The following is a 23,616-nucleotide window of genomic DNA, read 5'->3' on the forward strand; positions in this document are numbered from 1 at the left end:
CATCGTACGCACGCCGCTCCGCTCACGGCGCCGCTGGTGTCAGCGGCTCGCGTACTCGTCGAGGATCGCGCGCATCTCGGGCAGCGCGAACTGCTCGGTGATCGCGACGGCCGACAGAGGCCCGGCATCCGGATCGGCGCCCGCGTCGAGCAGCATGCGCAGCAGGGTCTCGTTCTTGCGGAACACCGCGCAGGAGATCGCGGTCTGACCCGCGGCGTTCAGCGCGTTCAGGTCGGCGCCGCGACGCACGAGATCTGCGACGGTGTGCTCCTGCTCGGCGTACGTCGCCACGATCAGCACGGTGTCGCCGCGCGGATTGCGCACGTCGATCGGCACACCGGCGTCGATCATCTCGCCGAGCGGGCCGGTCCGGCCCTGACGCGCGAGATCGAAAGTGCCCTCGATGACCTCGAGGCTGACGGGGGAGTCGCCGGTGGGATTCGTCATGCACTCATTGTGCCCTGGTGGGGCAGCGGCGCGCTGCGTCAGGCTACGGCGCGCTCCAGCACGCGCACGGGCGGTTCTGCGATGCGCAGGCCCAGGGCCAGGGCGAGCTCGTCGACGTCCGCGGCACCGGCGCGCGCGGCAGCGTCGATGACGATCTGGGCGCAGGCCCGAGCATCCGCCAACGCGTCGTGGTGGGAGAACTCGGCGAACCCTGCGGCAGCGGCGGCGACAGGCAGGCGGTACGAGTCGAGGTCGTAGATCTTGCGTGCGACCTGCAGGCTGCACAGTGAACGGTACGGCGGGCATTCGAGACCGGTGACGTCGGATGCCGTGCGCAGCACCTTCGTGTCGAAACCGGCATTGTGCGCGACGAGCACGTCGGCGCCGGCGAACGAGCACAGGCGGTCGAACTGCTCTTCCCAGGTCGCGGCCGTGCGCACCTGGTGAGGGTGGATGCCGTGGATCTTGATGTTCCAGTCCTGGAACTCGTCGTGCCCTTTCGGAGGACGTATGAGCCAGCTCGCGGTGGCGACGGCGCGGCCGTCGCGAACGCGGACGAGTCCGACGGAGCATGCCGAGGCGGGACTGGAATTCGCCGTCTCGAAGTCGATTGCGGTGAAGTCCAGGGGCACCTGACCACCTTCTCTCCGGGGTCATGCGCGATGCCGCAGACTCGCCGTAGGCTGGCGATATGAGCGATACGCGGGCGACTTCCTTCGGTGCGGCGGCCGACCACTACGAGGCTGCGCGGCCGGAGTATCCGTTCGATGCGGTCGCCTGGATGCTCGAGAACCTGCCGCACGGATCGCGCCGGATCGCCGACGTCGGCGCCGGCACGGGCAAGCTCACGCGCGTGCTCGTCGCGGCGCCGGATGCCGAGGTCGTCGCGATCGATCCTGACCCGGTGATGCTTGCGAAGCTGCGGGAGAGCGTCCCCGGCGTGCCGACCTTCACGGGCACTGCCGAGCACCTGCCGCTGCCGGATTCCGGTCTCGATGCCGTGGTGCTCGGCCAGGCATGGCATTGGGTGGATCCTGTCGCAGCGTCCGCTGAGATCGGGCGCGTCGTGCGCGACGGCGGCACGCTGGGGCTGATCTGGAACACGCGCGATGGCCGTGTGGAGTGGGTGCGTCGACTGACCGCGGCGATGCACCCGAGCGTCGCCGAGGAACTCCTCGAGGACGAGGGGCCCGTGGTGGCGGCGCCGTTCGGCGAACTGGAGTCTCAGCGATGGGAATGGATCCGACCGATGACCCGCGCGCAATTGCACCGCATGGCGGCATCGCGCAGTTACGTCATCACGGCGTCGGAGGACGAGAAGCGGCTCATCAGGCGCGCAATGGACACGTTGTTCGATGAGATCGGCCTCGACGGATCGGGAACGATCGACGTGCCCTATGTGACGCGAGCATTCCGCGCCTTGCGCGGCTGAGCCGCGGCATCCGCGCCGGGTAGACTCGTATCCCGTGGCTCTTACTATCGGGATCGTGGGCTTGCCCAACGTCGGCAAGTCGACTCTTTTCAACGCACTCACCAAGAACGACGTGCTCGCGGCGAACTATCCGTTCGCGACGATCGAGCCGAACGTCGGTGTGGTGAACCTTCCCGATTCGCGTCTCGATGTGCTGGCGGAGATCTTCGGCAGTGAGCGCATCCTTCCCGCGGCGGTGTCGTTCGTCGACATCGCCGGTATCGTGCGCGGTGCGAGCGAGGGTGAAGGGCTGGGGAACCAGTTCCTCGCGAACATCCGGGAGGCGGATGCGATCGCGCAGGTCGTCCGCGGCTTCGCCGACGACGACGTCGTGCACGTCGACGGTGCGATCAACCCCAAGGGCGATCTCGAGACGATCAACGCCGAGCTGATGCTCGCCGACCTGCAGACCGTCGAGAAGGCGATTCCTCGCCTCGAGAAGGAAGTGCGCGGCAAGAAGGCCGATCCTTCGGTGCTCGAAGCGGCGAACGCCGCGAAGGATGCTCTGGAACGCGGCATCCTGCTTTCGGTGAGCGGCATCGACCTCGCTCCGATCAAGGAACTCGGCCTGCTCACCTCGAAGCCCGTGATCTTCGTCTTCAACGTCGACGAGGCAGTGTTGACGGATGCTGCGCGCAAGGCGGAGCTCGAAGCTCTGGTCGCGCCGGCCAAGGCCATCTTCCTCGACGCGAAGATCGAATCCGAGCTCATCGATCTGGATCCCGAGGATGCCGCCGAACTGCTCGCATCGACCGGGCAGGACGAGTCGGGGCTCGACCAGCTCGCCCGTGTCGGCTTCGACACTCTCGGACTTCAGACGTACCTGACTGCCGGACCGAAAGAGGCTCGCGCCTGGACGATCCCCAAGGGGTCGAAGGCTCCGCAGGCTGCGGGTGTCATCCACACCGACTTCGAAAAGGGCTTCATCAAGGCCGAGGTCATCTCGTTCGACGACCTCGTCGCGACCGGATCGGTCGCCGAGGCCCGCGCGAAGGGCAAGGCCCGCCTCGAGGGCAAGGACTACGTCATGCAGGACGGCGACGTGGTTGAATTTAGGTTTTCAAACTAGCCTGATCGGCGATCAGCGCGAAGAAGCTTTCACGTTTCGAACGTGAAGTCTTAGTGCGCTGGCTGCGAATCCGGCGGCATCCGCTGTGCCGAAGGCAACGTGGAATTCGGTGTTCGTCTCGTACTGATCTGCGAGCCCACGGATCATGTCGAGAGATTTCGCGGTGTCGCCGGCGTGGGTGGGGGTTCCCGGAATCTCCTTGAACCACTGCGCGTGGACGGATGCGTGCGCTTGCGCGGCTTCGGAATCCGCGTCGTGTCCTTCTTCTTGGATCTGACGCCACCGCGCGAGCAGTGCCTCCGACCGTGTCTTCCACTCTCTCTGCTGGTGCAGGGACTTGCGATGCCACCACTGGTTGGAGGCCTCGAAAGCGTCCCGGCCCCAACGGGTCACAACTTCGGCCTCGTATCGATCGTTGAAGCCCTCGAGCATGACGTCTATGCGTGGCTGGCCTCCCTGACGCCGCATCTCCAGGGTGTGCTGCACCGCGTTGATACGTCGATCCAGGGTCTCGCGTTCTTTGGCGAGTTGATCCAAGTGTCCGGTGAGCGCTTCAATCTCCGTCTCCGGAGTGGCGCTCATCTCGAGTGCGGCCGCGATCTCGGTGAGGGGCATGCCTGTGTCGCGCAGAAGGAGAATCCTCTGCAATCGGGCAACCGCGTCGGGCCCGTAGTAGCGATAGCCGTTGGACCCGACGCGGTCTGGGAGGAGCAAACCGATCTGGTGGTAGTGGCGTATCGTTCGGCCGCTGATCCCAGCACGCTCTGCGATCTCGTTCACCGTCCACTCCACGGTTTACCTCCCTGTCCTGTGGTGTTCTCAGTCTTTTCCATCGAGGCTCAGGCCAAGTCGCGTCGCGGCGACGCGCAGAATCTCGTCTGTAGGCGATGTAACGGCCTGCGCCGCAGTGATTCCGGTGGCATCCAGGTACGCGCGCACGAGCCGGGTACCCGCCGCGTATCCTGCTCCGGTCGGCAGGCCAACAGGCTCTGCGCCAAGAAGCTGGGCGCTCGCGTCGCCATGAACCCACGCAGTGAAGTTCTGCATGCCGGTCACGCTGAGACCTCTTGCAACTTTCGCAAGGACTTCGTCATCGCCTCGGGTCTGATCACTGACGAAATGAGTGTAGCCACGGTCGCCGTACAGCTCGGCGGCGAACTCGTCGGCGAGACCTTCTGAGGTCACCTGTTCGCCGACAGTCACCGTCATCGGATCCCAGATGACGCCGCCGGGGGAGTAGCGCACGTTGTGGTGTAGTTCATGCACGGCAATCGCTTCGAGTCGGTTGAGTACCTGAGGGGTCGGCCAGACCGTGATGGGGATGTAGCCGCTGATGCCTCCAAACGCGGACAGCCCCTGAACCTCGTTCACGAAGTGCTCGTTGGCAGGATCACCTAGGACGAGAAGAACCTGAAGGTCCGGCACATCGATGGCAGGATTGGCCGCCTTCAACGCCGCAACGCCGCGCTGGAGTGCCACGGTGATGCGACGCCAAGCATCCGCTTCGATGAGCTTCTCAATGCCCTGCTCGACCAACGGGGTGGGGTTCTCCCAATCGAAGCCGAAGTTCTGCCGATGCACGGCGGCCATATCCACGCCTCCCGGGACGAAGTGGTACATCCCCGCGAGCGGGGACCACATTTCACGGACGAGGTCGGGGCGCGCGTCCGATGCTGCTTTGAGAACCTCACTCATGGCCGCGGCGCTGTCAATCACTGAAATGGTCATGGAACAGGACGCTAAACCTTGCCGTCGCGTCAAGGTCAAACCGGTGCGACTAGCGGCGGACGGGCAACGTCCGTCGCGAGGTGCGGGCATTGCCGGGCCCGCGTTGCGGCAAATGAACGGGCTGGGTCCGAGCGGTTGGTATGCACCGGAATGCGTCGAGTTTAGATCAGCGCTCCAGAACCCGGAGTCGAGGACAGCCCAGAAGCGAGCTTCCGGACCTGTCGAGTTCGAATGCTCTTCAAGCATCAGCTTTCGCGCGGCTGAGGCCCATCGAGACATACGCGGAGAACCCAGCTCGTTTCGCGAATTTGATGCGCCGTCGCTGCGTTTCGGTGAATCCGAGTTTGGCGTACAGTCTGAGGGCGGGGGTGTTGGTGTCCTTGATGTCGCGCAGCACGAAATCGTCGGAGGGCAGCTCCAGGAGTCGACGCATCAGCGCAGTGGCTATGCCTTTTCCCTGATACTGCGGCGCTGTCGTGACGAATGCAATCTCCGTCAGACCGGCGCGGGCACTGTCATAAGCCCCCATGAATTGACTTCGGATGATCCGATAGCTGATGATCCCGTGTATTCGCCCGAGCACGCGCTGGAGCTTGTGCCGATCCGGCTCGAAGCATTCCTGCTCGCCTTCGGTGACGACCGCGACCGCGGCGGGCTCGCCGTCGACGAGCGCGATATGGAAGCGCTCCAGGATGAGCATCGGGGCGAACGCGTCGGCACGCACACCGGGGTCTTTGGAAAAGAACGCGAAATCCTCGGCGAACCCTTGCGTGAGAACTTCCGCGATCCTGTGCCGATACCCCTCACCCAGTTCGTCTGCGCGCGCGACTTCGATCTTCATCGGGGTCCTCCTGTGAACATTCGTAGGATCAGGTCGACATCGGGCTCCGCAGATCCCTCCCGAAGAGCAACGTGCATCGTCGTCATACCGGCAAGCATGGCGAAGTAGTGAGCGGCCATTCGGGTTGGGTCTCCCGCAGTGATCTGGCCTGCGGCCTGGCCTCGACCGATGAGCAAGGCGAAGGCCCGCCAGAGCGCCCCCTGCGTTGCGGCCAGCCGCGCCGCAGTCCCCTCAGGAGTGTCCGTCGTAAAACCCTGGTTGATCACCATGTAGAACTCGGCCGCGCCGTTGTTCGCTGCGAGGTCCGCCACGTATACCTCGGTGAAGGATCGGATCATAGAGAGCGGGTCCCCTTCGGTCGAGAGCTGCGCGGTGACAGCCACGAGCCCGCGCGAGGCCTGTTCGATCAGTTCATCGAACAGCTCTTCCTTGCTCGCGTAGTGCCGGTAGATCGACCCGGTGCTGACCCCCGCTTCGGCGGCGATCTGGCGCATGTTCGTGGCCGCGAAACCGCGGTGCGCGAACACTCGGACGGCAGCCGTCTCCACAGCAGAGCGCGTGGCTGAGCGCAACGCTTCGTTCTGCTCCGTCGTCCGCGGCACGATGATCCTTTCAATGAACTTGTGTTCATTTTATGCAGCGATCGCACCGGGCGCAACTGGGTGCCCGACTAGGGTTGCTACGAGGTGCCTGGTGGGCAGTGGAATGATGCGCGGCCATGGGTCGACACTCAAAGGTTGGTACGTGTGGCGACGTGGTGGAGTTCAGGTTCAACGTCTAGAGCGTGGAGCCAACCGACGCGGGGCGTGCGGTGAACCGACGATCCATTGGCATCGAGGGTGATACCTCGTCTCTGGGCGGGGCGGTATTTCAGTCTGTTGCCCATCGAAATCCGTCTGAGTATCGGTTAGCCTGATCCCGGTGGTACGCCACCGACTGCGCTTCCACGTGGCGATCCACGTGAATCATCGCGGAGAGGCCTGAGAAGCTCAGGACATGTCCGGATGGGGTGCGGCGCACAGATGCGCCGACTTCATTGCGCCGATGCCATGCACCGGCTGACGAGAGGACAAGACATGTCATCGAAGGACGAGAAGAACCTGGCCCAGGTGCTCGAGAAGATCTCGAAGATGGAGGAGCCGAGGCGTTCTGTCATGCAGCGCGTGCATGACGTGATCGTGGCTGCGGCACCCGACCTCAAACCGCGGATCTGGTACGGGATGCCCGCCTATGCGAAGTCTGCGAGCGCTCCCGCACTCGTGACACTGCGCAACGACGAACGGTTGAATCTCGCGCTCACCGAGAAGGTGGATTTCCGAGCTGCAGGCGGCACGGAAGGGGACCTGATGCCGGCCGCGTGGTACTTCGAGACCGTGGATGAGAGCACGGAGAAGCGCATCGCCGAGATCGTCCGCTCAGTGCTCGACTGAGAACGTCCGTTCCTGCGGGTTCCTGTCATCGTCGATCGCCCGGGCGCTTGTTCCCCCAGCCGTCGAAGCGCACGTCGTAGAGATTGTCGGGATCGAGCGTGTTGTGGCGGAAACGGATCCGGCGACCTGTCCAGCGCTCCGGTGGGGGCCATCCGTCGTCCTCGCCCCAGTAGAGTCTCCGGTGCAGAACCACCGGGCCGGGGAGCTCAGCGGTGATCAGGAACTCGTAGGTGGTCTGGTCGTCGCCGCCGCCGGGGTGGGTGATCACCTCGGTCAGCCGGCCCTCGGATGCCTGACCATCGGCGTAGAGCGCGGTCATTCTGCGTTCCTTCGCACGCGAGCCGAGGATCGAGCCGATGATCATGAGTACGGCGGCGACTCCGACTAGTCCGAAGAGCGTCCACATCCCCGACGGCGCACGGTCGTCGAACGCGCCCCAGATCGCGGTGGCGAGCGCGAGAACAGGCGCTGCGAACGCGGCCGCGACTGCGCCCATCATCACCCAGAAGCTGAACGTCTCCCACCTCGACCACCGGCGGATCTCGGCTCTGGTCGCGGCAGTGCGCGCCCGGCTCTCCCATTCCGCGCGTTGCCGTGCGGCGACCGATCGTGCGCGCCGGCCGGGGTGCACAGGCTGCGCACTGCCGTGATCCCGCCACCATCCCTCGCTCTGCGGCCCGGTCACATCTCTCCCTGCTGAGGGGGCCAGCGCCAGCGCCCCTCGGCTTCCACAGTGCCCCATGAGCGCGCTCCCGATCACAGGAAGAGGCATTCTGCCGGGCGCCGGCGCCTGTGATCGGGAGGAGCGGAGCCCGCTGCATCATGAGAGCGCACAAGGGCGTGACACGCCAGACGAAGGAGGACACGATGCATCCCCTGAACTCGGTGTGGATTGCCGTGGCGAACGCGGGCGCATCGACCGATGGGACCTACCCGTCGGCCTGGGAGAGCGCGCTGGCGGTGCGTTTCCGCCGAGTCGGCGGTCGGAGCGACCCGCCGCGACCGGAGTCGGTGGAGGAGGTCGCACTATGGGAGGGCATCGGATCCCGTCGTGTCGATCTCATCTACGTTCCGGCGTTCAAGCTGCTGTTGCCGCTCGTCGCCCTCGGCTACCTCATCTGGGGCACGCTCACCAATCCCGGTGAGGCCTGGACGGGAAGTCTCTTCCATGACGACTCCGGTGATCTCTGGGTGTTCTGGGAGGCGTGGATCGGCGTCGGGATCTGGCTGCTGATCGCTGCCGGTGACCTCGCCCTGCGGCTGAGCGCCTATCCAGACCTTCGCGTCGAGGATCAGTGGATCTTCGAACACGGCGTCGCGCACTCACTCCACCGCACCTCCGTCGATTACGACGACAGCGAGGTCGGGATGCGCCCGACGTACATCGCCCTCGATCATCGTCTCGACAACCGGACGGCGGCGCAGATCTACGAGGCATTCGAGATCTGGTTGCGTGCCGGGCACATGCCGCCGTCGGGTTCGGAACCGATTTCGTCGACGACTCTGTTCGGCGCACAGGCAGAGGGTGGCTACTTCTTCCTCCATGTTCCCTTCAACGAATTTCCTGACGGGAGCGCGCAACATCGATGGATGCTCATCACCAAACCACGCGACGGTGGGGAGAGCATGATCGTGACGACGGTTCCTGACCGGACGGATTTTCAGAAGACACGCGACAGGGCACGTCATCTCAGCGAGAAGGCCCGGCTGAGAGCCGCGCGAAGAGCCCGGCGTGATCCGAACCTCTCGACATCGACCGAGCTGGTGAAGCGGGAACCATGAACAAGAAGATCAGGATCACGATGCGCGGGCGCGCCGTCGTCGTTCGAGAGGACGAGAACCGGCCGTTCTGGCTCGCGCACATCGTCCCCATCGTGTGCGTCGCCATCGCCGTGCTGATCGCGGGCATCGTGCTGCTCTCGTTCACGGATCGGGGCCGTGCCACCATGGTGTGGATCGGGCTCGGTCTCGGCATCATCCTCACCGTGTACCTTCTCATCGCCCCCGTTCGCGGCATCAGGCAGGGTGCGCACGTAGTCAGCTGGGCGGGCGGAATGCTCGTTGCGTTCGGATGCGGCGGCATCACCATCTCGCTGCTGGCAGGGATACCCTTCGTCGCCTGGGCAGGCTTGGGCGATGATCTGGACGGAGGGGCTTTCATACCAGGCGTGGGGTCGACGGTCTTCACCGCGGTCATGGGCATCGGAATGTGGATGCTGACGAGGGGGCCGCTGCCGGCGCTCGACCGGACGGCGCGCTCCGCGCGAGTGATGTTCAACACCGACGACGCGGAGGGAGCGCAGAGCATCACCGTGCAATACTGCGGCGCCGACGGTGAGGAGCACGAAGCGGAACTCGCCGACCTGATCGACGACTCCTGGCGGGATCGCTTCGCCCCGGGGACGATGTGGAAGATCTACGCCTTCCAAGATCCGGATCTCGCGGATGCCGTAGTTCTCCTCACCGAAGAGCATGAGGAAGTGTGGCGTGACGGCTACAAACTCAACGGGATACGGCTGGGCGGAGAGAGCGGGCCCGTGAAACCGGGGCCGGGGTCTCCGTTCCTGCGCGAGGGCGGGAAGTGGAGCTTCGAAGCATGACCTGACTCGGTCATGCTCTCGCCTTCCTCGTGGCCCTCCTGCGCAGCTTCACCCGGATCTTGCGCAGTTGCTTCGTCGCCGGCACCGGTGTCACGATGATGTCGCCTTCGTCGTCGCGCGGCTCGGTGATCAGCAACCACCGGTGTTCCGTGGTGACGCCGGACGTCTGCGACACCGGGAGATGGAGGAAGAGGTAACCGCCCTTCGCCTGCGCGCCGAACAGCGTCGTCGAGGAGATCGGGTCCGATCCCGATGGTGGCAGCCCTGTCGACGACAGCCACTGCTCGAATGCCTCATGGATCCTTGCCGCCTGCTGATCATCGAGCCGGCGGTCGAGAGCGATGTACGTCGGCCAGCTGGCCTCACCATCGTCATAATCGACGGACGTTCGGTGGATCGAGTGCGCGACGCCGTGTTCATAGATCCGCTGGTTCTCGAGCCGGAGGTCCGCATAGACGCTCAACCGCAGGGCAAGGACGCCGACGGCGATGAGCAGCCAGATCGCGACGCCGACCCAGACCTGCCAGAAATTCCACGGTTGACCGGTGCTTTCGTCGTCGAAGATGTTCCCCGTCCAGCCGTCGCCCGGATCGGTGATCGAACCCCAGATCAGGAAGCCGAGGGCGGCGAGGGGGAGCACCACCCAGAACACCGGGGCGGACACGAGCACGGTGCGGCGAAAGTCTTCGCTAGCGGACCACACCGAGACTTCCTCGACCGATTCCGGTCGTGGCACATCGACGGGACGCGCCAGCTCGGGGGTACGACCTTCCATGGCGTGCGCCCAGACCTCCGGGTAGGTCGGCGAGCCTGGCCCGGCAGTCGCCTGCGCAGGCGTGTCGGCCTGGCGGAACCCGCCGCGCCTCCACACCCAGATGATCCGGACGATGAGCCCGAGCACGAGGGCGACGGGGAAGAGCCAGGCCCACCAGGGCATATCGCCGCTGCTCGGATACACGTCGGCCACCTTTCGGTTCGTCTCGGAAGCGCCACGGTGCAGAACCGGTCACTTCCTCCACGATGAACCAGGAGCGGCGCTCCCGATCACAGGTGAGGGCTGAGCGTGCATCACGGCGTCGGGCGAAGCCGTCGCGCGCGAAGACCGCCGTCGGAACTCTGCCGCTCCGGATTCCCGTCGGCGCAACTTCGCGAATGCCCTCAGCCGGCGGCCCTGCGGATGTGCTCGGCGATCGTCTTCTCCGTCTCCGGAGTCAGTTTCAGCAGTGCGAACGACGTCACCCACATGTCGCCGTCGTCGAGTTGCGCCGATTCCTCGAACCCGAGCGTCGCGTAGCGGGTCGTGAATTTGGATGCCGCCTTGAAGAAGACGACGATCTTCCCATCCGCGTCGGCGTACGACGGGAAGCCGTACCAGGTCTTCGGCACCAGCTGAGGAGCGACCTCGCCGACGATGCGGTCGATGCCCTCAGCCAGTGCACGGTCCTCGTCCGGCAGTGCGGCGATCGCCTCGCGTACGGCTTTCTCGCCCGCCGCACGGGTCTTGCCGGCCTTCTCCTCGGCGCGCAGTTCGGCGGCGCGCTGCTTGACCGCGTCGCGCTCTTCCTTGGACAGTCCCGCAGTCTTCTCAGCCATGACGGCCCCTTCTCTCGTTCTGGTGCGACGTGCACCTGTGACCAAACTAGGACGAGGCGGCGTCCGCCGCTTCTCGATTCCTGATCGATCATGAGCGGGCGACAGCGACCGGGACAGGTCGGCGCGAGCTGCGGACAGTATCGTGGATGTCTGTGACGAATGCGGCCCCCGCCGGCCGCCACCAGCATCAGAGGGAAGACGACACATGACGCAGCAGAGCATTCATGACGCGGACGGTCGCGCGGTTCCGTACATCGAGGAGGGTGAAGGCCCGGTTCCCCTGGTGCTGATCTCTGGCCGTGCCCTCAGCGGAGACGGACTCGGAGTCGTCGCGCACTATCTCGCCGAAGAGGCGGGCTTCCATGTCGTTCGCGTCGGCCCGCGTGCGGAATCAGGCGGTCAGGATCGTGCAGCGACCCTGCAGGAGCGCGTCGAAGACGCCCTCGCAGTGATCGATCACCTCGGACTCGATCACACCTGGATCGGCGGTCACGCCTTCGGCGGTACCGCTGCACGCATCTTCGCCGCAGAGCACACCGACCGTGTCAACGGCCTGCTGCTGCTCGGCGTCGAGGACGATAAGATTCCGCTCGCCCCCGCGATCCCGGTGCTCATCGTGCAGGCCACCGAAGACCAGGTCACGCCCGCAGCAGCGGCAGAGGCACTGCAGTCCACCGCGCCGGAGCGGGCGAGCATCAAGATCGTCGACGGCGCCGATCACCTGTTCCCGGCCACGCATCCGATCGAGACCGCCGTGATCATCGAGGAGTACCTCGACTGGGACTAGGGATCGTCTCGCCGCGCTCCGAGAGAACCTATGGTTGAAGTGTGTCCCGAAACTCACCCGCATCCCCGGCTCCTGTTCCCGTCGACCTTCCTCTTGAGCGTCGTCTGGCGGTAGCCGTCGAGCGCTACGGCGAGCAGGCGGTCGTCTCGCGCTCCCTCTCCCTGCTCGCCGGGAACAACGAGGGCGCCGACTTCCTGCTGTTCGTCGGCGGCGAGCATGCACGTGGCATCATCGACGGCGCTCCTGTTCTGTACTGGCCGGAGCTCTGGGGTGCGCGTGCGCTGCTGCATGTCTGGGACGAGTCCGTCGTGGATGAATCCGCGATCGCGCTCCTCATCAGCACGCTGGCCAATCCCGCGTGGCGGGTGCGCGAGATGGGAGCCAGGCTCGCCGCCGCGCGCGACCTCGATGCCGCACCCGCGCTTGCCGACCTTCTCGGCGACGAGGTGCCTCGCGTGCGTGCTGCCGCGGCCAGGGCGCTGAGCGCCATCGGCACCGCTGCGGACATCGACCGGGTCCGGGCCCTGCTCAAGGATCCCGAGGTCGAAGTCCGTCGCGCGGCGCAGCAGAGCCTCGACACGCTGCGGTCGCGGACTCGGAAGGACTGAGGACGATCCGTCGCTAATCCTGACCGTTGGGTCGCCGGCGGCTCGATTTGGTCTGCGACCGCCGACTCTTCTCGTCCAACCGACGCCGCTGCGAACCCCTTGTGGGCTTGGTCGAGCGGCGGATGCTGCGCGGAGCGATCGCGTCGCGGATGAGCATTGCGAGCCGTTCACGCGCGGCGATGCGGTTCTGCCGTTGAGCGCGGTGCTCGCTGGCACTGATCGTGAGCACGGATCCGACCAGCCGCGAAGAGAGCCGTTCGACGACGCGCGCACGTTGCGTCTCGTTCAACGCGGTCGTCGTGCCGAGATCGAGGCTGAGCTGGACGCGCGAATCGGCGGTGTTCACACCCTGGCCGCCAGGCCCCGAGGAGCGAGAGAACTGCTCGAGCAGTTCGCTCGCAGGAATCACGAGTCCATGCGGCGCGCCCGGCCCGGGAAGCACACGCAGATCATCCACTCCACCATTGTCGCGCAGCGCGATGAACGATGTGATGCCGTCGATGGGAGAATCGTCTGATGACCGCAACTCTCGTGGCCCGAGGCGTCGCCGGGGGCTACGGCCACCGCACGCTGTTCGACGACCTCGACCTCACCGTCGCGCCCGGCGACGTCATCGGCGTCGTCGGCGCCAACGGCGCCGGCAAGTCCACGCTGCTGCGGCTGCTCGCCGGGATCGACGAACCGCAGGCGGGCTCGATCACCCTGGCGCCCTCCGATGCGTTCGTCGGGTGGCTCCCGCAGGAGCACGAGCGCGTCATAGGGGAGACCGTGATCGAGTACATCGGCCGCCGCACCGGCTGCGCCGCCGCGACAAGGGAGATGGATGCTGCGGCAGCGGCGCTCGGCGACCCTTCGCTCGCTGCGGACGGCGCCGACCCGGCCGATGCGTACTCGGCGGCACTCGAACGTTGGCTCGCGAGCGGCGCCGCCGATCTCGAGGAGCGCACCCCGGCGGTGCTCGCCGACCTCGGCCTCGTCTTCGAAGGCGCGCGCGCCGAGGATGCGCTGATGACGTCGCTCTCCGGCGGACAGGCCGCACGCGTCGGGCTGGCCGCGCTTCTGCTCTCGCGATTCGACATCGCACTGCTCGACGAGCCGACGAACGATCTCGATCTCGACGGGCTGGAACGGTTGGAAGCGTTCGTCCGTGGGCTCCGCGGCGGCGTCGTGCTCGTCAGCCACGACCGCGAGTTCCTCGCACGCAGCGTGACGCGCGTGCTGGAGCTCGACCACGCACAGCACTCGAACCGCGTATACGGCGGTGGCTACGACGCCTATCTCGAGGAGCGCGCCACGATCCGCCGTCATGCGCGCGAGAAGTACGACGAGTTCGCCGACAAGAAGGCCGACCTCGTCTCGCGGGCGAGAGTGCAGCGGGAGTGGTCGAGCCAGGGCGTGCGCAACGCGATGAAGAAGTCGCCCGACAATGACAAGATCAGGCGCAAGGCGTCCGTCGAGTCGAGCGAGAAGCAGGCGCAGAAGGTGCGCCAGATGGAGAGCCGGATCGCGCAGCTCGACGAGGTGGAGGAGCCGCGCAAGGAATGGCAGCTCGAGTTCACCATCGGCTCTGCGCCGCGCTCCAGCTCGGTGGTATCGACGCTCAGCAACGCCGTGCTCCGGCAGGGAGCCTTCACCCTGGGCCCGGTCTCGCTGCAGGTGAATGCGGGGGAGCGCATCGGCATCACCGGGCCCAACGGCGCGGGAAAATCGACGCTGCTTCGCGCGCTGCTCGGTCAGCAGCATCCGGATGAGGGCACGGCGAGCCTCGGCGCCAGCATCCGGATCGGCGAGATCGATCAGGCGCGATCGCTGCTGACCGGCGCCCGGCCGCTCGCCGAGGCTTTCGAAGCGCTGGTCCCGGAGCTCGCCTCAGGCGAGGTGCGCACACTGCTGGCCAAATTCGGTCTCAGGGCCGACCACGTGGGGCGCCCCGTCGACGAACTGTCGCCGGGGGAGCGCACGCGGGCGGCGCTCGCGCTGCTGCAAGCCCGTGGCATCAATCTGCTGGTGCTGGATGAGCCGACGAACCACCTCGATCTGCCGGCCATCGAGCAACTGGAGCAGGCACTTGAGTCGTATCGGGGAACGCTGCTGCTGGTCACGCACGACCGGCGGATGCTCGACACCGTGCAGACCGATCGGCGCTGGCGTGTCGAGGCCGGCCAGGTCGTGGAACTGTGAGCTCTCAGCGCCCCTGACGCTTCTTGTACGGCTTCGGCTGACCCTTCACGACGGGCGCGCGTCCTTTGCCCTTCGACGCCTTCGCCTTGCCACCGGCCTTCACCGGCTTCTTCTCCTCGGGCGGTGCCGCGGCGACTTCGCGCTGCGCCTCTGGCAGCAGGAGCAGACCAACGGATGTCAGCCTGGTCTCGCCCTCGCGGGCGACGAGGGGCTGGCCGACCTCCTCCTCGAGCTTGTCGATCGACGAGTACAGCGAAGCCAAGGGGATGCCGAGTTTCTGAGCAGCACGCGGGAAGTGCAGCTCCTCGGCGACGGCGACGAAACGTCGGAGCAGCGTGATGTTCACTGGGGGCCTTCCTGTCCGCGTCGATCGCGGCCGCTACTCAGCGTACGCGCTGTCCGCGATCGCGCGGACAGGCTCAGCGGGTCGTCAGCGCTGCGGCGGTCACGGGGTCGAGACCGGGCATGACGTCGACGGGGACGTCGAGGGCGAGCAGAGCACGGCTGAAGAAGTTGCGGGCGGCGGCGGCCAACGTGATGTCGACGATCTGACGGTCCGAGAACCCGACGTCGCGCAGGGCCTGAGCATCAGCATCCGTCATCGCGGAAGCATTCGTCGACAGCTGCTCCGCATATCGGATCACCGCCTGCTCCGCCGCGCTGAAACCGGAATCGTCACGGCCGGCGAACGCGCGCAGCCCTGCGTCATCGAGGATTCCCGCGCGCATCGCTCTGCGCCCGTGTGCGAGGAGGCAGTGCGGCGAGCCGATGGCGCGAGCCGCGCCGAGTGTCGCGGCCTCATAGACCTCGATGCCGATCGACGGAACGACCGCCTTGATCAGACGTTCGAAAGCCTCGTGCGCCGCGGGGTTGATCGCCATGACCTGGGTGTGGGCGAACACGAAGCCGTCGTCCTGGGTGTCGCTGTCGTACATCGACGCTGCGTGCCCTGTGACCTCCTCGGCAGACGGTGGGGTGATGATCATGATGCGTTCCTCTCCATTCGGCCGTGTCGGTCGGATGGACGCACGCTACTCCCTTGTCGTCGAACAGAGAAGGGCGCACGCATCGGGGGTGGGATGCGAGCCGCATCCCACCCCCGAGAATCCTCTGCCCGCGCGTCAGGCCGGTTGCGGCAGAATCGTGAAGCTGACCGCTCCCTCTTCATCGACACCGGCGTCGAGCACCTTGTCGGAGAGCGCCTCGGCGGCGTTCTCCTCGAGGAACACGCGGCTGCCGACCCCGTCGATCACGACGTCGGCGGGTTCCGGGGAGGGGACGACGTGAACGGCGAAACGTGATTCGCCGTTCGGGCCCTGTCCTTCCGCGGTCTGGATGCGAAGCCCCGCGTCTGCGCTGGCATCCTCGCGGCCGACGATCGTGGTGACGACGGCATCTGCATTTTCGGTCAGGGTGAGCACAGCGCTCTCCTTCCGGTTGCGGACATGCTCCGGTCAGAACATGTCCGGGCCACGATTCCGCACTCGAACGACACGTTCAACCTGAGCGGGATGATTCGGAGGGTCCTCACATGTTCGACGCAGCACGCCACTACGCTGGCCGCTCGGGCCCGTCGTGGACGGGGCCCATCGCTTCACGAGGAGAACTGATGAACGCCGAGATGATCGAACACGTGCGCTCCCATCCTGGCGGCGTCGTCGCCACCGTGAATGCCCACGGCACTCCGCAGGCGGCATACGTCGCCATCGCGATCACGGACCGCGGCGAACTGATCTTCGACGCGAAGCGGGACTCCCGAAAGATCGCGAATCTGCTCGGTGACCCGCGCATCGCGATCGTCATCGGCGGCGAGGACTCCACGACGCTGCAGTGCGAGGGCACCGCCGACATGCCGGACGGCGACGTGCTCGAGCGAGCTGCGAGCGCGTATCTGGAGGCGTTCCCGCAATTCGCCGAATCCCTTCGCAGCGGGGAGATCGTCGTGGTGAGGGTGCGCCCGACGTGGGTGAGATTGAGTGACTACCGCAGGGACCCTCCGGCCATCACCGAGACGCACGTGCGGGAGTGATCGGCGCAGCAAGGTTCGGCTCAGGTGAGCGGCTAAAGCCCGGCGCCGCCCTCTTCCCTCAGCCGAGGTTCGGTGCGCAAGCTCGGTCGGACCCCTGCCTTGTCGGCATAGAACGCGCGGATCCGGTCCATGTCGGCGGCCACGTCGCCGGTCAGCTCGAACGTCGGCCCCAGGCCGGTGGTCATGGTCGTGCGATCGACGTAGCCCAGAGTCACCGGCATCCCCGTCTGCAGCGCGATCCGGTAGAAGCCCGATTTCCAGTACGCGTTGTCACCGCGTGTGCCGTCCGGTGTCACTACGAGGGCGAACACCTCGCCGGAGTGCACCTGGGAGATCACGTCCGAGACGACCCGGCCGGGATTCTCCCTGTCGACAGGCACGCCGCCGATGCGCCGCATGATCGGGCCGCGCCAGCCGGCGAACAGGCTCTTCTTGCCGAGCCAGTGCACGTCGATGCCGAGTCGCCAGGCGATCGCGAGCATGAGTACGAAATCCCAGTTCGAGGTGTGCGGCGCCCCGATGAGAATCGTGGGGCGAGTCGGGACCTCGTCGCCCTTGAGCGTCCACCGACTGAATGTCCAGAAGACACGGGCGAGGAATCGTTTCACCTCATAACCGTAGGCCATTCACCTTCTGTCTATCAGCCGTGGCAGCAGCACCCACAGCGCGAGCACGACGATGGATGCGACGACCAGCACGACGGTCGCGGTCGTGCGATCGACGGTGAAGTCCACGATCAGCGTCGTGACCCCGATGCTCAGCAGACCGATCACGACCAGGTCGGCCTGCACCATGCGCGAGGCGAACCTGACGAGATCGGGTTTGCGATGACGTCCGAACAGGGATCGGTGCATCCCCACTGGCGCCAGCGCGAGCACAGTCGCGAGAGCTGCGAGGCCGACGAGCACGATGTAGAGCGTGCGCTGCAGATCATCGAGTTCGGTGAAACGCGGCTGAAAGGCCACGGCGAGCAGGAAACCGGAGAGCACCTGCGTGCCCGTCTGCATCACACGCAGCTCCTGCATGAGCTCGTCCCAGTTGCGATCCGCGCGCTCGTCGCGCGTCTCATCGCGACCGTCGCGTTTCGCGTCGGCTTTCGCATCCGTCGCGGTGCGGCTCCTCGCATCAGGAGAATCGTTCATACCCCCGAGTGTTGGCCACGCGCGACCCGGCTGTCCAGCCCCTTGACGCCATGATGCGCGTTCCGGCGTAGCATGGAGCCATGACCACTCGCGAGACCTCGGAATCGGCCCCGGCCGTCGACACGCTTGCCGCACCCGCAGGGCTGAATCTGCTGGGTGACGCGAGCGCCGGCGCGTGCTGCGCCGGCGACTCGTGCACCATTGCGGAGTAGTCGTTCCGCCGGTCGGTCAGTGACCGCCGTGGAAACCGTCGCCCACGTCATCCGCAGGCTTGCGGATGAATGCGCTCAACGCCACTGATCCCAACGAGATGATGGCCGCGATCAGGAACGCCATGCGTGCTCCGGGAGCGCCGGCGACGGCTGTCGTCAGTCCTTCGCTCTCACCGGCGTGCAGGATCGACGAGTAGGTCACTGTCAGCACAGCGACGCCGGCCGCGCCGGCGACCTGCTGGATCGTGTTCAGCACTGCGGAACCGTGCGAGTACAGATGACGCTGCAGCGATCCGAGCGACGCGGAGAACAGTGGTGTGAACGACATCGCGAGACCCACGGACATGAACGTCTGCGAGATCACGAGCAGCCACCACGGGGTGTGCTCGCCGACCGTCGAGTAGAAGAACAGCGCTGCGGACACCATGATCGTGCCGGGGATGAGCAGTGTGCGGGTGCCACGGGCGTCGTAGATGCGACCCATGATCGGGCCGAGAAGACCCATCAGGATGGATCCGGGAAGAAGGATCAGGCCGGACTGCAGCGCGTCCAGTCCCGCCACGTTCTGCAAGTACTGCGGCAGGAGCGTGAGTGTTCCGAACATCGACAGGGCGAGGATGCCCATCACGATGACGGCGATCGTGTAGTTGCCGGAGCGGAACACGCGCAGGTCGAGCAGAGCATCGTCGATGCGCTGCAGCACGAGCTGACGCCAGACGAAGAACCCGAGGGCGAGACCGCCGATCACGAGCGAGATGATGCCGATGGTCGCGCCGTTGGACTCGCCTTCGCCGCCGAACTGGCTGAGACCGTACACGACCCCGCCGAAGCCGAAGGCGGAGAGCACGATCGACAGCACGTCGACCGGAGCTTTCTTCGTCTCGCCGAGGTTGGTCATCCACTTCGCGCCCATGGCGAGGGAGACGAGGGCGATCGGCAGGACGATCGCGAACAACCAGCGCCAGCTCAGCGTCTCGAGCACGGCGCCGGCGAGCGTCGGTCCGATCGCCGGAGCGAGGGAGATGACGAGGCCGACACGGCCCATCATCCGGCCGCGCGACTGCGGCGGGACGACGTTCATCATCGTGGTCATCAGCAGCGGCATCATGATGCCGGTACCGCCGGCCTGGATCACGCGTCCGACCAGCAGCACCTCGAAGCCGGGCGCGATGAGGGCCACGAGGGTGCCGAGGGAGAACGCCGACATCGCGGCGATGAAGACCTGACGCGTCGTGAAGCGCTGCAGAAGGAAGCCCGTCGTGGGAATGACGATCGCCATCGTGAGCATGAACGCGCTGGTGAGCCACTGTCCGAGCTCCGGCGGGATGCCCAGGTCGGCGTTCAGATGCGGGATCGCGATCCCCATCGTCGTCTCATTCAGGATCGCGACGAAAGCGGCCACGAGCAGCAGCCAGATGACGCGCATGTCCGAGCGCGGGATGAACGGTTCTGCTTTCACGGTGGGAACCGAACCGGTGGAAAGAGTGGCCAAAGCGTCTCCTCAGTGGATGGGGGTGGCGGAAGGCCTACGACGGAGCCGGAGATGCGGCACCCACTCGTGGACAACGAATCATGGTAACGCAGCCTTACGTCCGGGCATTCCCGCTCCGACGAGATTCTCTCGAAGAGCCCGGAATTCCTCCCGAGGCTAGGCTGACCGCATGAGCATGGGCGGCGGACGAGGCGGTGGCGGCGGGTTCCGCGGGGTCGACGAGGCGGCGCAGAAACGACTGAACGCCGAGGCGCCGCGGATCTCCGGACTCGGACAGCGGGTCGTGGGCTTGTTCCGTCCCTATCTCGGGCGCATCATCATCACCGGCATCCTCGTCATCGTCGGGGCGGGCATCGCGGTCATCCCGCCGCTGATCGTGCAGCGCATCTTCGACGACGCGCTGTTCCCCGTCGACGGCGGCAGCCCGGAGATCGGCCTTTTGATCCGCCTGGTCCTGATCATGGTGGGTCTCTTCCTCCTGTCCGCGGTGCTCGGCGTCGGCCAGACCTGGCTCACCTCGACCGTCGGCAACAGCGTCACCGGTGACCTGCGCGTGCGGCTGTTCGAACACCTTCAGGCGATGGAGCTCGGCTTCTTCACCCGCACCAAGACCGGCGTCATTCAGTCGCGCCTGCAGAACGACGTCGGCGGCGTCTCCGGCGTGCTCACCAACACGGTCACCAGCATCCTCGGCAACGTCGTCACGGTGATCGCCTCGCTGGTCGCGATGATCCTCATCGACTGGCGTCTCACGCTCATCGCGGTCGTGCTGATGCCGTTCCTGATCATCGTGCAGCGCCGCGTCGGGCAGGTGCGGGCGCGCATCGCGGGCGAGACGCAGGAGTCGCTGAGCGAGCTCACCTCGATCACGCAGGAGACCCTGAGCGTCTCGGGCATGCTGCTGTCGAAGTCGTTCAACCGTCAGCGTGCCGAGTCGCAGCGGTATCAGCGGGAGAACCGCAACCAGGTCAAGCTGCAGGTGCGGCGTGCGATGAGCGGCCAGGGCTTCTTCGCGGTCGTGCAGGTGCTGATGGCGTCGGTTCCGGCCGTGATCTATCTCGTCTCCGGCTACCTGATCGCAGGAGGAGCGGGCGCGATCACCGCGGGCACCGTGGTCGCGTTCACGACCGTGCAGGCGCGACTGCTGCAGCCGCTGATGGGTCTCATGCGCGTCTCGCTCGACCTGCAGACCTCGCAGGCGCTGTTCGCGCGCATCTTCGAGTACCTCGATCTGGTCCCCGAGATCGAGGATGCTGAGGACGCGATCCCGGTGCAGCAGGCACCGGGACCCATGGGACGGGTGGCGTTCGACGAGGTCGTCTTCCGGTATCCGGATGCCGCGCCAGACGCGCGTCCCACCCTGCAGGGCGTGTCGTTCGTGGCGGAGCCCGGACAGCACGTCGCGTTCGTGGGGCCGTCCGGAGCGGGCAAGACGACGATCCTCTACCTCGCGCCGCGACTGTACGAGGCGCACGGCGGCGCGGTGCTGTTCGCCGGGGCGGATGTGCGCACGCTCACGCAGGAGTCGATCATCGACAACGTCGGCATCGTGTCGCAGGAGACGTATCTGTTCCACGCGACGATCCGCGAGAACCTCATGTACGCGAAGCCGGATGCCACGGAGGACGAGGTCATCGCGGCCTGCACCGCCGCGAACATCCACCACATCATCGCCGGCTTCGAACACGGCTACGACACCGTCGTCGGGGAGCGCGGCTACCGGCTCTCCGGTGGCGAGAAGCAGCGCATCGCCATCGCCAGGGTGCTGCTGAAGGATCCGCCGGTGCTGCTTCTGGACGAGGCGACCTCCGCCCTCGACACGGTGTCGGAACGGGTCGTGCAGGAAGCCCTCGACGAGGCCGCTCGCGGGCGGACGACGATCTCCATCGCGCACCGGCTCTCGACCGTCATGGGCGCCGATGTCATCCACGTGCTCGAGGCGGGGCAGATCGTCGAGTCGGGCACGCACGGCGAACTGCTGGCTCAGGGCGGACTGTATGCGGAGCTCGCAGCGCAGCAGGTCGCGGCATCCCGTGTGCTCGAGACCGAGACCGTCGTCGAGAACACGATCGGCGGCGGGGTCGCAGCCGCGTTCGCGAACCGTCGCGCCGACCGCGCGCCGGATGATTCCGCCGGAGCGGACGCCGTGGACGCGCTCACCTCGCCCGTGCCGCTGCTCGACGGCGCAGGCACGGATCAGCGCGTGTATCCGGCCGAGGGGTAGCGGCGCGCTCAGTGCGCCGACATACCGCCGTCGACGAACAACGAGTGGCCCGTCACGTAGGCGGAGCCCGCGCCGGCGAGGAAGACCGCGGCGGCGGCGAAATCCTCTGGCAGCCCGTTGCGACCGATCATCGTCCGCGCGGCGAGGGCGGCGATCTGCTCCGGGTCCTCCTGAAGACGGGCGTTCAGCGGGGTGAGCACGAAGCCGGGGACGAGCGTGTTGCTGGTGACTCCGTGCGCACCCCATGCCTCGGCCTCTGAGCGCATCAGCGATTCGATCGCGCCCTTGGAGGCGCCGTAGACACCGCTGCCCACGAAGGCGCGATGCGCCTGCTGCGAGCTGATGTGGATGATGCGTCCGAATCCTCGCTCGGCCATTCCCCGCGCGTAGCGCTGTCCGAGCAGGAACGGCGCGAGCGCGTTCACTGTCATCGTGGCGTCCCAGTCGGCCTCGGTGATCTCCGCATAGGGCGGGCGGATGTTGATGCCGGCGGAGTTGACGAGGATGTCCGGCTCTCCGAACGGTTCAGCCGCGGCCTCGGCGACCGTGCGGATGCCGTCGCGGGTGCCGAGGTCGCCGACGACGCCGGCTGCGCGGCATCCGGCATCCGTCAGCTCGCGCACCGTGTCATCGATGCGCTCGCCGCCACGGGCGACGATGACGACGGAAGCTCCTGCACGGGCGAGCGCGGTCGCGATGCCGCGGCCGATGCCGGAGCTGCCACCCGTCACGACAGCGGTGCGGCTTTCGAGCGAGAACAGGTCGGCGATGTAGTCGTTCACTGGGCGGATCCTCCGTCTGGGGCATGCACGCTCACCACGCGAGGGCGGCGGCGAGCTGAGGGTCGGGGTGGACGCCGGAGAACTCCGGCAGTGCGCGCAGCTCGTTCAGGAACGCCGTCACCTCGGATGCGTACGCGGGGTCGGGGTGGCTGCTGGCGATCTCGTGGAGCGGAGGCAGATCCATGGCGAGGATGAGATCGAGTCTGGCCGTGACCGCAGCCTCCGCACCGGCGGCATGCAGTACGCGGATGCCGCCGCGCAGGGCAGCGAGGTAGTCGCGCAGCACCGGCAGGCTCGACTTGCCCTGGGTGATCGAGGTGCCGTCGGCACGGAGGCGCCAGCGCACGACGACGTCGGGGATCACATCGAACGCCGTCGCGCGGGTGAGCATCTGCTGCGCGACGATCTGATCCTCGTATGCCACGCCCTCGGGGAAGCGCAGATCGTTCCAGAAGTCCGTCCGGCTGATCTTCGACCACGCGACGATGTTGCCCGAGGCCCGAGGGTGGTCGAAGATCGTCGTTCGCAGCCGCTGCGGATCGGTCGCGGCTGCCGTCCAGGGCTGCACGCGTCCGGGGACGTAGACATCACCGCGCAGCCGTGAGCGCACGTAGGCGCCGGCGACGAAATCACTGCCGGTCTCGCCCAGCGTGCCTGTCATCCGCGCGAGGGCGGTCGGGGTGAGTTCGTCGTCGCCGTCGAGGAATCCGAGGTACTCGGTCTCGACGAGCCCGAGTCCGACGTTCCTGGCCGCTCCCAGTCCACGGGATGCCTCGTGGCGGAGGAAGGTGAATCGCGGATCCGATGCTGCAGCATCCGCGAAGATGCCGGCGGTGGCGTCCCTGGATCCGTCATCGATCAGGATGGCGCGCCAGCGGGGCTCCGTCTGCACCAGTAACGACGCGACCGCGGCCGGGGCGAACGACTCGATGTCGCGACCGGGGACGATCAGCGTCACGATCGGGTCGGCGGCGTTCATC

Annotated in this window: 29 protein-coding genes; 11 read left to right on the plus strand and 18 right to left on the minus strand. The window is 66.4% G+C overall.

What is annotated here, in order from left to right:
* Window positions 1-39: 39 nt before the first annotated feature.
* Window positions 40-447, minus strand: coding sequence for an ankyrin repeat domain-containing protein (locus tag ACYVG2_RS01765; RefSeq protein WP_206476756.1), 408 nt, complete (start codon window positions 445-447; stop codon window positions 40-42).
* A 38-nt stretch (window positions 448-485) separates the two neighbouring features.
* Window positions 486-1,079, minus strand: a complete 594-nt coding sequence (locus ACYVG2_RS01770) for a 3'-5' exonuclease (RefSeq protein WP_460779407.1) — start codon at window positions 1,077-1,079, stop codon at window positions 486-488.
* Window positions 1,080-1,138: 59 nt separating this feature from the next.
* Here ACYVG2_RS01770 and ACYVG2_RS01775 point away from each other — a divergent pair, with 59 nt between their 5' ends.
* Both ACYVG2_RS01775 and ychF read left to right on the plus strand, forming a co-directional pair.
* A complete protein-coding gene (locus tag ACYVG2_RS01775) occupies window positions 1,139-1,879 on the plus strand; it encodes a class I SAM-dependent methyltransferase (protein WP_460779408.1) in 741 nt (246 codons plus the stop codon).
* Window positions 1,880-1,913: 34 nt separating this feature from the next.
* Entirely contained in the window at window positions 1,914-2,987 is a 1,074-nt protein-coding gene (ychF, locus tag ACYVG2_RS01780; protein ID WP_460779409.1) for a redox-regulated ATPase YchF, read from the plus strand.
* A 12-nt stretch (window positions 2,988-2,999) separates the two neighbouring features.
* On the opposite strand, the gene ACYVG2_RS01785 is transcribed toward ychF, so the two are convergent.
* The 4 genes from ACYVG2_RS01785 to ACYVG2_RS01800 all read right to left on the minus strand — a co-directional run bounded on the left by ACYVG2_RS01785 (window position 3,000) and on the right by ACYVG2_RS01800 (window position 6,158).
* Complete coding sequence (locus ACYVG2_RS01785; RefSeq protein WP_460779411.1) at window positions 3,000-3,767, minus strand: MerR family transcriptional regulator; 768 nt, start codon at window positions 3,765-3,767, stop codon at window positions 3,000-3,002.
* 39 nt (window positions 3,768-3,806) lie between these two features.
* Window positions 3,807-4,715, minus strand: a complete 909-nt coding sequence (locus tag ACYVG2_RS01790) for a DUF2268 domain-containing putative Zn-dependent protease (RefSeq protein WP_460779412.1) — start codon at window positions 4,713-4,715, stop codon at window positions 3,807-3,809.
* Between the two features lie 238 nt (window positions 4,716-4,953).
* Window positions 4,954-5,556 (minus strand): GNAT family N-acetyltransferase, encoded by a 603-nt coding sequence (locus ACYVG2_RS01795; RefSeq protein WP_460779413.1) that lies wholly within the window; start codon window positions 5,554-5,556, stop codon window positions 4,954-4,956.
* On the minus strand, window positions 5,553-6,158 hold the full coding sequence (locus ACYVG2_RS01800) for a TetR/AcrR family transcriptional regulator (protein WP_460779414.1): 606 nt from the start codon (window positions 6,156-6,158) through the stop codon (window positions 5,553-5,555). Before ACYVG2_RS01800 ends, ACYVG2_RS01795 begins: the two co-directional genes overlap by 4 nt.
* Before the next feature lie 474 nt (window positions 6,159-6,632).
* Between ACYVG2_RS01800 and ACYVG2_RS01805 the strand changes: the two genes are divergently transcribed.
* Entirely contained in the window at window positions 6,633-6,986 is a 354-nt protein-coding gene (locus ACYVG2_RS01805) for a DUF1801 domain-containing protein (protein WP_460779415.1), read from the plus strand.
* 25 nt (window positions 6,987-7,011) lie between these two features.
* Here the strand turns inward: ACYVG2_RS01805 and ACYVG2_RS01810 are convergent, their stop codons facing one another.
* Window positions 7,012-7,671, minus strand: coding sequence for a hypothetical protein (locus ACYVG2_RS01810; RefSeq protein ID WP_460779417.1), 660 nt, complete (start codon window positions 7,669-7,671; stop codon window positions 7,012-7,014).
* A gap of 182 nt (window positions 7,672-7,853) precedes the next feature.
* Here ACYVG2_RS01810 and ACYVG2_RS01815 point away from each other — a divergent pair, with 182 nt between their 5' ends.
* Together ACYVG2_RS01815 and ACYVG2_RS01820 are read left to right on the plus strand one after the other, a co-directional pair.
* Window positions 7,854-8,768 (plus strand): hypothetical protein, encoded by a 915-nt coding sequence (locus ACYVG2_RS01815; RefSeq protein ID WP_460779418.1) that lies wholly within the window; start codon window positions 7,854-7,856, stop codon window positions 8,766-8,768.
* Entirely contained in the window at window positions 8,765-9,586 is an 822-nt protein-coding gene (locus tag ACYVG2_RS01820) for a hypothetical protein (protein ID WP_460779419.1), read from the plus strand. The genes ACYVG2_RS01815 and ACYVG2_RS01820 overlap by 4 nt, the downstream gene beginning before the upstream one ends.
* Window positions 9,587-9,596: 10 nt before the next feature.
* On the opposite strand, the gene ACYVG2_RS01825 is transcribed toward ACYVG2_RS01820, so the two are convergent.
* Both ACYVG2_RS01825 and ACYVG2_RS01830 read right to left on the minus strand, forming a co-directional pair.
* Window positions 9,597-10,544, minus strand: coding sequence for a hypothetical protein (locus tag ACYVG2_RS01825; RefSeq protein WP_460779420.1), 948 nt, complete (start codon window positions 10,542-10,544; stop codon window positions 9,597-9,599).
* Window positions 10,545-10,744: 200 nt separating this feature from the next.
* Window positions 10,745-11,179 carry a hypothetical protein gene (locus tag ACYVG2_RS01830; RefSeq protein ID WP_448965058.1) on the minus strand — a complete coding sequence of 145 codons (435 nt, stop codon included), beginning with the start codon at window positions 11,177-11,179 and terminating at the stop codon, window positions 10,745-10,747.
* A 205-nt stretch (window positions 11,180-11,384) separates the two neighbouring features.
* Here ACYVG2_RS01830 and ACYVG2_RS01835 point away from each other — a divergent pair, with 205 nt between their 5' ends.
* Window positions 11,385-11,966, plus strand: coding sequence for an alpha/beta fold hydrolase (locus ACYVG2_RS01835; protein ID WP_460779421.1), 582 nt, complete (start codon window positions 11,385-11,387; stop codon window positions 11,964-11,966).
* Window positions 11,967-12,007: 41 nt separating this feature from the next.
* On the plus strand, window positions 12,008-12,574 hold the full coding sequence (locus ACYVG2_RS01840) for a HEAT repeat domain-containing protein (protein ID WP_460779422.1): 567 nt from the start codon (window positions 12,008-12,010) through the stop codon (window positions 12,572-12,574).
* Window positions 12,575-12,587: 13 nt separating this feature from the next.
* On the opposite strand, the gene arfB is transcribed toward ACYVG2_RS01840, so the two are convergent.
* Window positions 12,588-13,031 carry an alternative ribosome rescue aminoacyl-tRNA hydrolase ArfB gene (gene arfB, locus ACYVG2_RS01845; RefSeq protein WP_460779423.1) on the minus strand — a complete coding sequence of 148 codons (444 nt, stop codon included), beginning with the start codon at window positions 13,029-13,031 and terminating at the stop codon, window positions 12,588-12,590.
* 59 nt (window positions 13,032-13,090) lie between these two features.
* Here arfB and ACYVG2_RS01850 point away from each other — a divergent pair, with 59 nt between their 5' ends.
* Window positions 13,091-14,755: an ABC-F family ATP-binding cassette domain-containing protein gene (locus ACYVG2_RS01850; protein WP_460779424.1), complete on the plus strand. Its 1,665-nt coding sequence runs from the start codon at window positions 13,091-13,093 to the stop codon at window positions 14,753-14,755.
* Window positions 14,756-14,759: 4 nt separating this feature from the next.
* On the opposite strand, the gene ACYVG2_RS01855 is transcribed toward ACYVG2_RS01850, so the two are convergent.
* The 3 genes from ACYVG2_RS01855 to ACYVG2_RS01865 form a co-directional block, all read right to left on the minus strand.
* Window positions 14,760-15,101 (minus strand): LysR family transcriptional regulator, encoded by a 342-nt coding sequence (locus tag ACYVG2_RS01855; RefSeq protein ID WP_448965053.1) that lies wholly within the window; start codon window positions 15,099-15,101, stop codon window positions 14,760-14,762.
* A 73-nt stretch (window positions 15,102-15,174) separates the two neighbouring features.
* Window positions 15,175-15,741: a carboxymuconolactone decarboxylase family protein gene (locus tag ACYVG2_RS01860; RefSeq protein WP_460779425.1), complete on the minus strand. Its 567-nt coding sequence runs from the start codon at window positions 15,739-15,741 to the stop codon at window positions 15,175-15,177.
* 135 nt (window positions 15,742-15,876) lie between these two features.
* Window positions 15,877-16,176 carry a Fe-S cluster assembly protein HesB gene (locus ACYVG2_RS01865; RefSeq protein WP_206476727.1) on the minus strand — a complete coding sequence of 100 codons (300 nt, stop codon included), beginning with the start codon at window positions 16,174-16,176 and terminating at the stop codon, window positions 15,877-15,879.
* Between the two features lie 188 nt (window positions 16,177-16,364).
* Here ACYVG2_RS01865 and ACYVG2_RS01870 point away from each other — a divergent pair, with 188 nt between their 5' ends.
* On the plus strand, window positions 16,365-16,784 hold the full coding sequence (locus ACYVG2_RS01870; RefSeq protein WP_460779426.1) for a pyridoxamine 5'-phosphate oxidase family protein: 420 nt from the start codon (window positions 16,365-16,367) through the stop codon (window positions 16,782-16,784).
* Between the two features lie 32 nt (window positions 16,785-16,816).
* On the opposite strand, the gene ACYVG2_RS01875 is transcribed toward ACYVG2_RS01870, so the two are convergent.
* Both ACYVG2_RS01875 and ACYVG2_RS01880 read right to left on the minus strand, forming a co-directional pair.
* Window positions 16,817-17,392: a 1-acyl-sn-glycerol-3-phosphate acyltransferase gene (locus ACYVG2_RS01875; RefSeq protein ID WP_460779427.1), complete on the minus strand. Its 576-nt coding sequence runs from the start codon at window positions 17,390-17,392 to the stop codon at window positions 16,817-16,819.
* 18 nt (window positions 17,393-17,410) lie between these two features.
* A complete protein-coding gene (locus tag ACYVG2_RS01880) occupies window positions 17,411-17,926 on the minus strand; it encodes a DUF6328 family protein (protein ID WP_460779428.1) in 516 nt (171 codons plus the stop codon).
* Window positions 17,927-18,006: 80 nt separating this feature from the next.
* Between ACYVG2_RS01880 and ACYVG2_RS01885 the strand changes: the two genes are divergently transcribed.
* On the plus strand, window positions 18,007-18,138 hold the full coding sequence (locus ACYVG2_RS01885) for a hypothetical protein (RefSeq protein WP_448965048.1): 132 nt from the start codon (window positions 18,007-18,009) through the stop codon (window positions 18,136-18,138).
* 16 nt (window positions 18,139-18,154) lie between these two features.
* Here ACYVG2_RS01885 and ACYVG2_RS01890 read toward each other — a convergent pair whose 3' ends face one another.
* Window positions 18,155-19,564, minus strand: coding sequence for a DHA2 family efflux MFS transporter permease subunit (locus ACYVG2_RS01890; protein ID WP_448965251.1), 1,410 nt, complete (start codon window positions 19,562-19,564; stop codon window positions 18,155-18,157).
* 241 nt (window positions 19,565-19,805) lie between these two features.
* On the opposite strand from ACYVG2_RS01890, the gene ACYVG2_RS01895 reads away from it, so the two are divergent.
* Window positions 19,806-21,854 (plus strand): ABC transporter ATP-binding protein, encoded by a 2,049-nt coding sequence (locus ACYVG2_RS01895; protein ID WP_460779920.1) that lies wholly within the window; start codon window positions 19,806-19,808, stop codon window positions 21,852-21,854.
* An 8-nt stretch (window positions 21,855-21,862) separates the two neighbouring features.
* On the opposite strand, the gene ACYVG2_RS01900 is transcribed toward ACYVG2_RS01895, so the two are convergent.
* Entirely contained in the window at window positions 21,863-22,636 is a 774-nt protein-coding gene (locus ACYVG2_RS01900; protein WP_460779429.1) for an SDR family NAD(P)-dependent oxidoreductase, read from the minus strand.
* Between the two features lie 31 nt (window positions 22,637-22,667).
* A complete protein-coding gene (locus tag ACYVG2_RS01905) occupies window positions 22,668-23,615 on the minus strand; it encodes a glycosyltransferase family 2 protein (protein ID WP_460779430.1) in 948 nt (315 codons plus the stop codon).
* Between the last annotated feature and the right edge of the window lies 1 nt (window position 23,616).

It is taken from the genome of Microbacterium shaanxiense (assembly GCF_054779995.1).